Raw genomic sequence first — 11043 nt, forward strand, 5'->3', positions numbered from 1 at the left:
GTTACAGGTGTAATTAGTAGAAAATAATTGCAATGGATTTATTCTTATAAATAGGGGGTTATAACCTGTGAGCGATCATCCTATTGAGGGACTAATGAAAACTGCCATGGAGAGCATAAAAGAAATGGTAGATGTTAATACCGTGGTGGGCGATGCCGTGGAGACACCGGACGGTAGCGTCATTATACCCATTTCTCGGGTAGCCTGTGGTTTTGCGGCAGGCGGCGGTGAGTATCAAGGGGGAGACGGGGATGAGAACTCCCAGGCAACCCCCTTTGGCGGAGGCAGCGGTGCCGGTGTATCGGTACAGCCAATGGGTTTTTTGGTGGTGGGTAACGGCCAAATCAGATTATTGCCGGTGGATGGCAACGCAGTGTATGATCGTATCATAGACCTGATGCCGGAGCTTATAGATAAATTACAGGCAATGTGCAATAAGGGAAATACCAATCAGGCAGGAAGCCCAAACCCCTTGGCATAACAGTCAAGAAATAATAAAGGGATGCTTAGGCATCCCTTTATTATTTGTTGACACAGCACAAGGTACAGGCTTGCCTTTGTAGATTTACCGGCCGCCCCTTATCTTTTTAGTTCTATTTATACCCCTTAGTTCATAGTTTGTAAGAAGGACAAGGCTGACGAGCTAGAGGGGGTGCTAACATGATTAACTACATTTGGTTGGGCATGATTGTTATTAGCATACTTGTGGCCGGGGCCCAGGGCAACATAGAGGTAATAACCAAGGCTGCCTTTGAGGGGGCTGAGGCGGCGGTTAAAGTCAGCTTAAGTTTAATAGCAATTATGACCTTTTGGCTTGGTATGATGAAGCTTGCAGAAGCTGCCGGTTTAGTGAAGGCACTGGCTCGTTTGGTGCAACCGTTTACAGCCTTTTTATTTCCCAGTGTACCCAAAGACCACCCGGCCATGGGCGCCATTGTAATGAATTTGTCTGCAAATATATTGGGTCTGTCTAACGCTGCCACACCAATGGGTTTAATAGCAATGAAGGAACTGCAAAAGCTAAACGGCAATCGCAATACCGCCTCTGATGCCATGTGCACCTTTTTGGCTATTAATACCGCTTGTATTACACTGATACCTACCACCATCATTGGCGTCCGCTTAATGTATGGCTCGCAGGATCCAACGGCCATAGTAGGCACCACAATATTTGCCACCGCCTGTGGCATGACGGTGGCCATCATTGCTGATCGCGTCTATCGGCAGATATATTACTGGCGGTGGAAGTAATATGTATGAACTGATTACCGAAATTTCCCGCTGGGCAGTGCCCTTTGTGCTGCTGCTGGTACCCTTGGCAGCGGCGGTAAAAAAAGTACCGGTGTTTGAAACCTTTGTACAGGGTGCGGAATCGGGCTTTTCCACCGCCATTAAAACAATACCCTTTTTGGTGGCAATGTTGGTGGCGGTAAGTGTGTTCCGGGCATCGGGGGCAATGCAATTGATGGCAGAAATCCTTTCGCCCCTCTTGGCTCTTATTGGGTTTCCGGTTGAAGTGCTACCCCATGCCATAATGCGCCCCATATCTGGGGGTGCAGCCCTGGGCGTTGCCACCGATGTCATTCAAAACCACGGGCCCGACAGTTTTATTGGTATGTTGGTATCCACCATGCAAGGAAGCAGCGATACCACCTTTTATGTGTTAGCATTATATTTTGGTTCGGTGGGGGTGCATCGATACCGTTATGCTGTGGCAACCGGTCTTACCGGTGACATTACCACCCTAATTGCCTCCATTTTTATAGTAAATGCAGTGTTTGGCTAGAGGGATTGGCAAGTAATTGTAGAAGTTGTATGCCTGGTATCATTACCGGGCATTTTATATTTGTCAGCATGATCTTGGAGGTATTTGTTAATGGTACGATTACAAAAGTTTCTGGCCCATGCCGGTGTAGCTTCCCGGCGCAAGTGTGAAGAGTTAATACTGAGCGGTAAGGTCAAGGTTAACGGCACTGTTGTGCGGGAACTGGGTGTAAAGATACAACCCGGCAAAGATATAGTCCAAGTGAACGGAAAAAAAATACAGCAATTAGAAAAGAAAGTATATATCATGATCAATAAGCCCCGGGGCTATGTTAGCACAGTAAGGGATGAGCGGGGTAGAAAAACGGTGCTGGATTTACTAAAAGATGTAGAACAACGGGTTTACCCGGTGGGGCGCCTAGATTATAATTCTGAAGGACTTTTACTGTTAACTAACGATGGAGAGTTGGCCGATGCCCTAACTCATCCCAGGCACCGGGTGCCTAAAACCTATCGAGCCAGGGTAAAAGGAGTGCCCAGCATAGAAAAACTTGAGGAACTGGCCAATGGAGTAGACTTGGAAGACGGTATTACAGCACCGGCAAAGGTGGCCTTATTAAACATTTTTAATGGCAACGCATTGCTGGAAATTACCATCCATGAAGGAAGAAACCGCCAGGTAAGGCGTATGTGTGAACACATTGGCCACCCTGTTATCCGTTTGGTGCGCACCCGCATTGGTACACTTGAACTGCGCAAGCTGGGCTCAGGGGAGGTGCGGGAGTTAAGTAAATTTGAAGTAAACCAAATTAAAAGGGCGGCAGGAATAAAGGCTGACCGCCCTAAAAGAAAGCGGTATCAAAGGGGTGATTCATAACCTAATATATCATCGGGTCTTCCCATGCGGATGACATGGCCTTCTTTTAATTCCACTACCCGTTGTGCCAGTTGTGGTATTTCCCGGTAGTCATGGGTAATGAAAACCGCAGTGATGTTTTTCTCCTGCAATATTTCCTTTAGGTCGCTTAAAATAGCTTTTCTGGTGGGTGTGTCCAGGGCAGAGAAGGGTTCGTCTAAAAACAGCACCCTTGGCTCCAACACCAGGGCCCTGGCCAGGCTGACGCGCTGGGCTTCACCGCCGGAGAGGTTGCGAATAGAGTTATTGGCCAGATGATCAATGCCCAGTCGTTTAAGCCAGGGCATAACCTTCCGGTTTATTTCTGATTTTGGCACCTTTCTTATTTGAAGACCCACAGCCACGTTTTTAAAAACAGTGGTATCCAGCAGCAGTGGGTCCTGCAGCACAGATGCCATTTGGCGTCGCACATAAAGGGTGTTACTTCGGGGTACAGCCTGCCGGCAGAAAAACACCTGCCCTTCGGTGGGGCGCTGTAAAAGGGCCATTACTTGTAGCAGCGTACTTTTCCCGGCACCGTTGTGCCCCATTAAGGACAAGACTTCACCTTCCATAATATCCAGGGCAGGTACATTGAGAATTAGGCGTTTGCCTTTGATCATTTTAATATTTTTTACTGACAGTATGATGTTGCTCATTTTATCATTCTCCCCTGCTGCTGTGTCATGGTTAAAACCAGTACCACTAAATAAGCCAGTGCCAATAATATCACACAAAGAGCTAACCCCAGTTCTTGGTTACCCATGTTTACCGATTGTACTATGGAAGTGGTTAGCACTCGGGTTTCACCTCTAATGTTTCCGCCCACCATTTGTGCAGCCCCCACTTCAGAAATGGCAACCCCAAAGCCGGCCATCACCGCTGCCAATAAACCCAGCCGGGCTTCCCGTACCAGCAGCAGCAATAACTGTAGCCTTGATGCTCCCAGGGCCAGTATCTGTGTATGAATTTTTGGGTTCAACTGTTGAAAGGCGGCCACTGAAAAGCTCATCACCACCGGCGAAGCAATGATGGATTGGGCGATAACCATAGCGGTGGGGGTATATAGCCACTCCAAACCGCCCATTGGCCCATTGCGGGCTAACATTAACCACACAAACAAGCCCACCGCCACAGTGGGAAAACCCAACCCTAAATTGGCGATACTAACCAATAATTTGCGGCCGAAGAAGTTATGAAAGGCCAGCAAATATCCAATGGGTACGCCGATAAATACACTGATTAATGTGCTGGTGCCGGCCACCCTTAAGGTTAGGTAGGAGATCTCCAGTATCTCGGGGTCACGTTGGATCAGCAGTAATATTGCGTCCTTAACAGCCTGTAGTATCCATTCCATAATTTCACCAAACCTTTATGTTTTTTTCAGCATAACGAAGGCATATTAATTGTATATTATTTAGGCCAGGCTATCAACTAATTGGCTTATAAAGATTTCATTAATCGGTTGAATCGGTGCCCCGGTGAGCCTTTAAGTAATATATAGTCGCCAAAGACAATTATAATAATTTAGCTGAGTTTTTCCTTTTTGCCAAGCAAGAAAGCCGTCATCAAAAGCAAACCCGGCAACACCCACTCAATGGCCACTCCAAAAACCGCCACCTGCTTGCTAAATAATATTGTTTCCGCTGTGTTCCGTGGCAACTCTGCCAGGGCAACAACAATAATGCCGATGGGCAGCAGTATATAATTGTAACCCTTTAAATGAAAAACTTCCTTAAAGGCGCTGGCGGCCATAAAAATGTTTGCAGCGAGTACGCTAAAGCCATTGGTTAGCCATACAGCCATGGCCGGGGCGTCAGCGGGCACCAGTGCCTTTTGAATTAAAAGAATAAAGGGCCAAACCATACGTGCCACTTCAGTGCTGCCAAAGATCGCTATGGCGAGCACTGTGGCTACAACATAAATAGTGATGATATAGGATAGGGCATAGATAAGCGGCAAATAAGGGTTATTCTTATTCTGCAAATGCGGAAACAGAAAAGCAAATATAATTAAACCGCCATAGGCCGACTGAATACTTAAAATCCCTTCACTCCATCCCAAATCTCCCCGTTCCCACAATGGCTGCAGGTTACCCACATCAAGGTGAGGAATGGCGCTTATAAAAATACCCAAAAGTGTCACTGTCTTCAAAACCAGCAAAATGACGTTGACCCGTGCCAGCACCTCTAAGCCGTGAAACACCGCATAGACCGCCAAGGCAACTAAAAGTCCTATCAATACCACCGGCGGGGTGTTGGGGTAAACAATGGTCACTGCAGCATTTATCACTCCCCTGGCTACTATCACAGCCAGCATTATAAAATAAAAGGCTGCCACAAGTCCGATGACTGTACCGATAAAATTTCCCATGATATTCCTGTTTAGGCTCACAAAACTGCTGTTGGGAAAACGCCGGCTAACTGCTGCCAACAACATAATTTGTATTAACGAGTAAAGGCCTAAAACAAGCACCACTATCCATCCGCCTGGGCCACCGATGTTTACGGCCACCTGGGGGAGAAAAAGTATTCCGTTGGCAATGACGCTGCTGATGATTAAAACCATCATTTGAAAATTAGAGATGACGGTCAATGCTACACCCCCGGCAATATCATTTCCCACAAATAATGTTGCTACTACATTTTTTGTCTTTTATAACAAAAAAGAAGCAAACTGTGATATAGATCATATCCCTTCTTCACCGCCTGTGATATCATTTCGCTAACGGGGAGTGAAAAAATGGTAAGAAGCTACTTTTGTAAAATGATTGGAGACAAATCAAATTCCAATTGTTCCATTAAAGATATCTGTATTAAAAACATAAGCATAACAGCCTTAGGCAGCTTTGCCGGCATTGGCATGATAGCTTACCTGGCAGAATGTTACAGCTTAGCGCTGCTGTTACCCTCCTTTGGAGCATCGGCGGTACTGCTTTATGCCGCCTGTCATGTGCCCATGGCTCAACCGAGAAATGTTATCGGAGGGCACATAATATCTGCACTTATGGGGGTAATAACCTATCAACTGTTTGCGTCAACCTGGTGGGCCTATGCCATTGGAGTGTCGCTGGCCATTGTGGCTATGATGCTGACAGGAACATTACACCCACCCGGCGGTGCCACTGCCTTTGTAGCCATATATACCGGGCAGAGTTTTGAATTTATTATATCTCCGGTGGGCTTAGGGGCGGTATGCCTTGTGCTTATTGCCTTGCTGGTTAACAACCTATCACCTAAGCGACAATACCCAAAGTATTGGTATTAATAAAGAATACCCAGAGCACACCTCCTAGTATAAAAAGCCGGTTATTGCCCCGGCTTTTTATACATTTTAATCACCTGGTATACATTAACTTAAAAACAGTCATATTATTTACTACCAGAACAAGAATGAGGAGGTTATATTATGCCCCGCTGCCGTAAGTGTGGAAATGATGATACCATAGCATCTTCTTTAGTTCCACCTGCGTCCGATACAGCCAATGCCCCGCCCTATGGGTTGGTGGCTAACTTTGACCAAGGGGGGAGTTTAACTACCATGGAATGTCAGGGGGCCAGTCTTGATGATGCCCAGGAAGCGTACGAAGATCCCGAACACTACTTTGACACCTGCCCCATTTGTGGCGCAAAAGATATAGAATGGTAATAGATAGCAGGATTTTTTCCCCCTAAGGAGAATAACTAGACATGTTGTTGCTTTTGAGCGAACCTTAGGGGGGAGTTTTTAGACATGACTAACACTGAAGAAAGGGATATGATGGATACTAAGGTGCAGGCTAAAATAAGGCTGGATTTTAAGGGAATTGGCAAACCGGGCAGATTGTTTTTTGGAGGGAAAAACACTGAAAAGGCCGCTGAAGAAATTCGCGATCAGCAGGTTGCCATGTTCCGCAATGTACCAATTCAAGGTATACAAATTGAAGATATAGATATGAGCACTGAAGTTTATACTGTTTACGACGATATCAACCACACCGAAGTTGCCTATGCCCCAGTGGAGTTGCTGGTTACTGCAGATACTTTACAAGATATACTGCGTTTTATTGCCCGTGACGACTTCCGCAAGGTAGAAATATTAGAACCGTCCAGTATGCAACTTTCAAAGTATGAAATTGAAAGACTGCTATTCAGAGTTTCACAAGAAATGAGAAACTACCGGGATTATTTAGAACGTAAATATAATAACCGTTAAAGGGATAGGCATAAAGTGGCATATTAACGCATATATAACAACGAACACACCTGGCAAGGGGGTTGTTATATGAAGCGTTATAAACGAACAAGCCTTATGGATTTAATTGAAAAGATTATTATCCGTTTAGTAATAGTAACTGCAGTCTTGCTGGTAGTGGCACAAACATTTGTACTTGATGACAATCCAATTACGGCGGTTATGGCCAATGTGGGATCCGACAAGGCCGGCTATAATGAAACAGCCCATTGGAGTGAACCGCGGATTACATTTTACTTGGAAAATTTTAGCTCGCTGCCACATTTATATGTGCTGGTTAACGGCAATAAGCTAGCTTCATTTACAGATCGTTACCTAACAATACCGGTTGAGCACGGCGATACCATAGAAATAGACGGCAGCTTTTATACCCACAGCATCCAGGTTAAGGTGCTGAACGTCACTGAAGATATACTAAGTCCTGCGGTTGACCATCAACTGAGTATTGAAAACAACATAGTAAAGGTAGATGGTGTCAGGCTGAATCGATAGTTGTCCATGGGTTGGCCATTATTGATTTTTGCTTAATGCTATAATATAATGGCCTCAGATTTTTAGCACTCCATGGGTAAGGGAGTGCATTTTAATTAGCAGGGGGTGAAGGACGGTATGAGTAGAGCTTACCTACAGGGAAGCAGAAAGGTAGCCCAGGTGGCTATCCACATGGCCCTTACCGAGTTTAGGGAGCAGGAGAAAGAGTATAAGGAAAAGTACATTAAAGAAGGCATTTATACCGCAGCCGTTGACTATGGCGGAGACTTTATTACATCAGTGCACAAAATAATTGAAAGGGCAGTGGTGGCTGCAAAACGTGAAGGGGTAATTAAAGAAGTTCATGCCGAAGAAGGGGCAGTTGCCGGTGCGACCAGGGAAGCCTTATCAATGATAATGCCTAAGGCAGTAGGTCTTAACGTGGGCGGTAAAATTGGTATCGCCCGTCAAAATGACCATGTGATAGTGGCAGTTTTCTTTGGAGTGGGCTTATTACACCTAGATGAAGTGGCCATTGGTATCGGTCACCGTGCAGTATCATGAGAAGAAGGATGGTAGTATGGGAGAAATGGTGATGAGAGGAATTCGTGGTGCAATCACTGTGGATAAAAACAACTCCGACCTTATTATTGATGGAACCAAAGAACTGCTTAAGGAAATAGTAAAACAAAACAACTTGCAAACAGAAGATATTTGCAGTGTATTATTCACAATAACAAAGGACTTAAACGCAGAGTTTCCTGCCCTTGCTGCGCGGGAAATGGGATGGAATACCGTGCCCTTGCTGTGCGCCTTAGAACCGGATATTTCCGGAGCTTTACCCCGCTGTATTAGGGTGCTTATTCATGTAAACACAAGGCTAAAACAAAATCAAATGAAGCATGTCTATTTAAGGGACGCAGTTATATTAAGGCCCGATCTGGCAAATCAGAAAATTTTGCGTTAAGATAAAAGACTGTCGACAAAGTCGGCAGTCTTTTTTTGCAGCACTGCAATTTGGGGCGGCAATTGCCATGGCCGAATTAATTAAGCGAATTGTCAGATAAATTACCCCATATATGTCGCCCACATGACTTACCAAAAACAAAAACACTGGTAATATCTTTAAAACCAATAATAAAGATTGTGAATGTGAAAAACATCCACAAAAACAGCGAAGGGAGGTTTTTAATAATGAAATGCGCAGACTGCAAGCAAAAACCCAAGAACCGCTGTAATCATGATGGTTATGACTGTACCGGAGGAAAACTAGATTGTTCAGCCGTATACCACCTAGATGAGAACAAAGGTCCCCATAGAATTAGTGGCTATTTGCAGCATGAATATGGAAACGACTTAACCCGCTTAGAGGAAACAATCAAATACTGTCAAAAGATGGGGTATAAGAAGATTGGAATTGCTTTTTGTGTAGGGTTAGCGGAAGAAAGTGTGGTAATTGCACATATTTTTGAGTCCTATAATTTTAAAGTGGCATCTGTTTGCTGCAAATTATGCGGGTTGGACAAAAAAGATTATGATGTGCCCAATGTTAATCCTGAAAAACTGGAAATACATTGTAATCCTGTCGGTCAAGCGGAAATATTAAACCGTTCAAAAGTAGACTTCAACATTGAGGTAGGTTTATGCGTGGGTCACGATGTGTTGTTTAAGAAGTACGCAAAGGCACCGGTCACTGTATTGGCAGTAAAGGACAGATTAATGGCTCACAACCCACTGGGGGTGATATACTCAAGCTACTGGCGGAAAAAGTTCAAAGTCAAATAGCGGTAAGCGGCGTATTTTTTAAAGCAAAAATTGTGTTTGGGATAACATGTACAAGTGGAGGTATAATGATGTTTTATAATCCCCACAAACTGAAAAAAGAAAGACTGGTTTCCGAGTTGAGGCATTATAATGAGTTAAGTACTACGGCCTTGCAATTGGGTGATTATGAGTCATATCAAGCCGTCCAATCAAAAATCAGGGATACCTTTTGGGAACTGATGGCAGCATCCTTCTGCGACGCCATGCTCTTTATACTACCCCATGTAATTATAATGTGGTTACTAAGCATCAAATTTAAACATATATACCTGTTCGGGGCCCAAATTGAGATCATTATTTGGTATCCCCTGCTGGTGTTGATGTGTTACTTAGGCAAAGGGATGCTAAAGAGATACCGTAAAACATTTTTCCGGTTGCGTTGAGGCAGTTAATCAGTTAATTAAGGAGGGGTAACATGTACTTTGAAATAGCCAATGTAACTGTTAGTCCGGTGGTACTGATACTATGGGCAATGTTTACAGGCTTTGTTTTTTCCACGGTGGGGGCTGCAGGCGGTATTCTGGCAGGGATGGGTCATATTACCATTTACGGCATTAAAAACGCTAATATGATCAAGCCAATGAACCAAATACTTACTACAATAACACCCATTATTTCCACCCCTTTATATATGAGAGAAAGAAGGCTGCTTTTACCGGTGGCAATTGGACTGGGCGCGGGGGGAATTATGGGGGCCTTGGCAGGATCCTATCTTTCACACACCTATCTTTCAGATATGCAAAACTACAAAATGTTTTTTGGTATATTAACATATGTAATAGCAGCTAGGTTATGGTATGAAATCACCCCCAGGTTCAGGGAAAAACAAAAGAAGGTAAAAGAAGCCACTAAGAACTTTGAGAATAAAGTTAAGGAATTAAGGGCCAGCGGCAAGATGAATGAATTAAAAGAAATTGGCGTTAAATACACTAAACTGGGTCTTGGCAGAAATGAATTTAGTTTTGGCGGAGAAAAATTTACTTACCAAGCCTGGATGCCTTTTTTAGCAGGATTTTTAGTTGCGGTAATATCAGCCTCAATGGGTGTTGGCGGAGGGTTTCTCTTGGTTCCCTTCTTAGCCAGTTTAATGGGCTTTCCAATGTTTGTGGTTGCAGGCACAGTGACGCTCTCAATACTAATTACCTCGGCCACCAGTGTGTTAAATTATATTAGCATGGGAAGTGTTATTGACTATGCTCTGCTTAGCTGGCAAATTGTCGGTATCGCAATTGGAAGCTATATTGGTGTAATGAGCTCTAAGTTTATTAAAGCAGTATATTTAAAAGGTGGGTTGGCCCTGATACTTACCTACATTGGAACCTCCTATGTTTTTGGCCCCATCATCTTTGAACTTACCGGATTTAAAATGTAAGCTTAAAACAAACCTCCCTGCAAGCCAGGGAGGTTTGTTTGACTGATTCCTCTTGCTTATATGGTGAAAAATCAAAGACAAGAACAAATACAAAAAATACCATTTGACTTAAAAAAGCAAAGATGTTAAACTAAGAATTGTCGCTGAAACGGCGGCACAAAAAACTGGCAACAGATCCTTGAAAACTAAACAGCAAGAGATGGATGTAAAAGTTCTATATAATAGAACCACAAAATCTCGTCAAACGCAAAAGCGTGGAGAGTAATTCAGACAACGAAGAGCCAAAGAGCTTTTCCATAAGATGAATGGTTCAAAAAATACTCATTATTTTTTGAACATCATTATAAAAATTTTATGGAGAGTTTGATCCTGGCTCAGGACGAACGCTGGCGGCGTGCCTAACACATGCAAGTCGAACGGAGATCTACCGGTGAAGTTTTCGGACAGAACCGGTAACATCTTAGTGGCGGACGGGTGAGTAACG

Annotated in this window: 16 protein-coding genes and 1 rRNA gene; 14 read left to right on the top strand and 3 right to left on the bottom strand. The window is 44.1% G+C overall.

What is annotated here, in order from left to right; genetic code table 11:
* Positions 1-67: 67 nt before the first annotated feature.
* From ytfJ to BR02_RS0106095, 4 genes are all read left to right on the top strand, one after another.
* Positions 68-481 (top strand): GerW family sporulation protein, encoded by a 414-nt coding sequence (gene ytfJ, locus BR02_RS0106080; protein WP_031515210.1) that lies wholly within the window; start codon positions 68-70, stop codon positions 479-481.
* A gap of 179 nt (positions 482-660) precedes the next feature.
* Positions 661-1251 carry a nucleoside recognition domain-containing protein gene (locus BR02_RS0106085; RefSeq protein ID WP_031515212.1) on the top strand — a complete coding sequence of 197 codons (591 nt, stop codon included), beginning with the start codon at positions 661-663 and terminating at the stop codon, positions 1249-1251.
* A 1-nt stretch (position 1252) separates the two neighbouring features.
* Entirely contained in the window at positions 1253-1786 is a 534-nt protein-coding gene (locus BR02_RS0106090; RefSeq protein WP_031515214.1) for a spore maturation protein, read from the top strand.
* Between the two features lie 90 nt (positions 1787-1876).
* Complete coding sequence (locus BR02_RS0106095; RefSeq protein ID WP_051688153.1) at positions 1877-2641, top strand: pseudouridine synthase; 765 nt, start codon at positions 1877-1879, stop codon at positions 2639-2641.
* Here the strand turns inward: BR02_RS0106095 and BR02_RS0106100 are convergent.
* The 3 genes from BR02_RS0106100 to BR02_RS0106110 all read right to left on the bottom strand — a co-directional run bounded on the left by BR02_RS0106100 (position 2623) and on the right by BR02_RS0106110 (position 5284).
* Positions 2623-3318 (bottom strand): ABC transporter ATP-binding protein, encoded by a 696-nt coding sequence (locus BR02_RS0106100; protein ID WP_051688154.1) that lies wholly within the window; start codon positions 3316-3318, stop codon positions 2623-2625. The two genes, BR02_RS0106095 and BR02_RS0106100, sit on opposite strands and share 19 nt — an antisense overlap.
* Positions 3315-4016, bottom strand: a complete 702-nt coding sequence (locus BR02_RS0106105) for an ABC transporter permease (RefSeq protein WP_031515219.1) — start codon at positions 4014-4016, stop codon at positions 3315-3317. The genes BR02_RS0106100 and BR02_RS0106105 overlap by 4 nt, the downstream gene beginning before the upstream one ends.
* Before the next feature lie 170 nt (positions 4017-4186).
* Entirely contained in the window at positions 4187-5284 is a 1098-nt protein-coding gene (locus tag BR02_RS0106110) for a GerAB/ArcD/ProY family transporter (protein WP_274377114.1), read from the bottom strand.
* A gap of 117 nt (positions 5285-5401) precedes the next feature.
* Between BR02_RS0106110 and BR02_RS0106115 the strand changes: the two genes are divergently transcribed.
* The 10 genes from BR02_RS0106115 to BR02_RS0106160 all read left to right on the top strand — a co-directional run.
* Positions 5402-5926, top strand: coding sequence for an HPP family protein (locus BR02_RS0106115; protein WP_051688155.1), 525 nt, complete (start codon positions 5402-5404; stop codon positions 5924-5926).
* A gap of 141 nt (positions 5927-6067) precedes the next feature.
* Positions 6068-6307, top strand: coding sequence for a hypothetical protein (locus BR02_RS0106120; RefSeq protein ID WP_031515225.1), 240 nt, complete (start codon positions 6068-6070; stop codon positions 6305-6307).
* An 84-nt stretch (positions 6308-6391) separates the two neighbouring features.
* Positions 6392-6853: a hypothetical protein gene (locus tag BR02_RS0106125; protein ID WP_031515227.1), complete on the top strand. Its 462-nt coding sequence runs from the start codon at positions 6392-6394 to the stop codon at positions 6851-6853.
* 69 nt (positions 6854-6922) lie between these two features.
* Positions 6923-7384, top strand: coding sequence for a hypothetical protein (locus BR02_RS0106130; RefSeq protein ID WP_031515229.1), 462 nt, complete (start codon positions 6923-6925; stop codon positions 7382-7384).
* 117 nt (positions 7385-7501) lie between these two features.
* Positions 7502-7927 (top strand): HutP family protein, encoded by a 426-nt coding sequence (locus BR02_RS0106135; RefSeq protein WP_031515231.1) that lies wholly within the window; start codon positions 7502-7504, stop codon positions 7925-7927.
* A 25-nt stretch (positions 7928-7952) separates the two neighbouring features.
* Positions 7953-8330, top strand: a complete 378-nt coding sequence (gene aroH, locus BR02_RS0106140; RefSeq protein WP_420795381.1) for a chorismate mutase — start codon at positions 7953-7955, stop codon at positions 8328-8330.
* A gap of 227 nt (positions 8331-8557) precedes the next feature.
* Positions 8558-9148, top strand: coding sequence for a DUF1847 domain-containing protein (locus BR02_RS0106145; protein WP_031515235.1), 591 nt, complete (start codon positions 8558-8560; stop codon positions 9146-9148).
* A gap of 68 nt (positions 9149-9216) precedes the next feature.
* A complete protein-coding gene (locus tag BR02_RS0106150) occupies positions 9217-9570 on the top strand; it encodes a hypothetical protein (protein ID WP_031515237.1) in 354 nt (117 codons plus the stop codon).
* A gap of 32 nt (positions 9571-9602) precedes the next feature.
* Complete coding sequence (locus BR02_RS0106155) at positions 9603-10559, top strand: sulfite exporter TauE/SafE family protein (RefSeq protein WP_031515239.1); 957 nt, start codon at positions 9603-9605, stop codon at positions 10557-10559.
* A gap of 351 nt (positions 10560-10910) precedes the next feature.
* Positions 10911-11043: ribosomal RNA gene (locus tag BR02_RS0106160) — 16S ribosomal RNA — on the top strand; the annotation flags it as partial.

This window comes from Desulfofalx alkaliphila DSM 12257 (assembly GCF_000711975.1).
Classification (GTDB): Bacteria; Bacillota; Desulfotomaculia; order Desulfotomaculales; family Desulfohalotomaculaceae; genus Desulfofalx; species Desulfofalx alkaliphila.

What these genes read in the sequence shown, in the direction of transcription:
- BR02_RS0106155 (WP_031515239.1), top strand. Translation starts at nt 9,603, where the DNA reads ATGTACTTTGAAATAGCCAATGTAACTGTTAGTCCGGTGGTACTGATA.
- BR02_RS0106085 (WP_031515212.1), top strand. Translation starts at nt 661, where the DNA reads ATGATTAACTACATTTGGTTGGGCATGATTGTTATTAGCATACTTGTG.
- BR02_RS0106105 (WP_031515219.1), bottom strand. Translation starts at nt 4,016, where the DNA reads ATGGAATGGATACTACAGGCTGTTAAGGACGCAATATTACTGCTGATC.
- BR02_RS0106150 (WP_031515237.1), top strand. Translation starts at nt 9,217, where the DNA reads ATGTTTTATAATCCCCACAAACTGAAAAAAGAAAGACTGGTTTCCGAG.
- BR02_RS0106100 (WP_051688154.1), bottom strand. Translation starts at nt 3,318, where the DNA reads ATGAGCAACATCATACTGTCAGTAAAAAATATTAAAATGATCAAAGGC.
- BR02_RS0106145 (WP_031515235.1), top strand. Translation starts at nt 8,558, where the DNA reads ATGAAATGCGCAGACTGCAAGCAAAAACCCAAGAACCGCTGTAATCAT.
- BR02_RS0106135 (WP_031515231.1), top strand. Translation starts at nt 7,502, where the DNA reads ATGAGTAGAGCTTACCTACAGGGAAGCAGAAAGGTAGCCCAGGTGGCT.
- BR02_RS0106130 (WP_031515229.1), top strand. Translation starts at nt 6,923, where the DNA reads ATGAAGCGTTATAAACGAACAAGCCTTATGGATTTAATTGAAAAGATT.
- BR02_RS0106120 (WP_031515225.1), top strand. Translation starts at nt 6,068, where the DNA reads ATGCCCCGCTGCCGTAAGTGTGGAAATGATGATACCATAGCATCTTCT.
- BR02_RS0106095 (WP_051688153.1), top strand. Translation starts at nt 1,877, where the DNA reads ATGGTACGATTACAAAAGTTTCTGGCCCATGCCGGTGTAGCTTCCCGG.
- BR02_RS0106090 (WP_031515214.1), top strand. Translation starts at nt 1,253, where the DNA reads ATGTATGAACTGATTACCGAAATTTCCCGCTGGGCAGTGCCCTTTGTG.
- aroH (WP_420795381.1), top strand. Translation starts at nt 7,953, where the DNA reads ATGGTGATGAGAGGAATTCGTGGTGCAATCACTGTGGATAAAAACAAC.
- BR02_RS0106125 (WP_031515227.1), top strand. Translation starts at nt 6,392, where the DNA reads ATGACTAACACTGAAGAAAGGGATATGATGGATACTAAGGTGCAGGCT.
- BR02_RS0106115 (WP_051688155.1), top strand. Translation starts at nt 5,402, where the DNA reads ATGGTAAGAAGCTACTTTTGTAAAATGATTGGAGACAAATCAAATTCC.